General features: G+C 43.6%; 1 protein-coding gene. It reads right to left on the minus strand.

Translation table 11 applies throughout. The features are described 5' to 3' along the window. A partial coding sequence (locus tag A3757_RS22930; protein WP_369819597.1) for an NYN domain-containing protein occupies positions 1–289 on the minus strand: 289 nt, incomplete at its 3' end. Between the last annotated feature and the right edge of the window lie 181 nt (positions 290–470).

Genomic DNA, 470 nt, shown 5'->3' on the forward strand with positions numbered 1-470 from the left:
TGTCACTGTGTGCCGCAAACTCCATAGCATCGAGTGTGATACCGACATCCCAATCAGCTTTAGCAGAGCCGTCAGCGCGCTGAATGTAGGGCTTCAACTTTACCTTAAACCCTATCGCTCTAAGTATATTCTGAAACTGTCTCTGTTTTTCATCTGCGGGCTCCGTTGCATAGGCCACGGCATTAACGACGTGTCGATTTTGGGTCACCTTTGCCCAAAATGCATTGTAATCAAAATGGCGGCCATAGGCTTGTCTGGTCGTGTAGTAAATATTCTGTACGTCGACCAAAACCCCCTGTGTCAGGATAGTTGTCGCCTCTGTTAATTTTTAATAATTGAATAGGAGGCGGTAAGAGAATATGAGTGAAGCATTATTCAAAAGAGTTTAAAGAAGCCATTGTTAAGAAGTGGCTTGAAAGTGGGTTATCATTAAGAACGTTTTCAGCCCAGGAAAACATAAACCTATCCAC

This window comes from Oleiphilus sp. HI0117, from assembly GCF_001635235.1.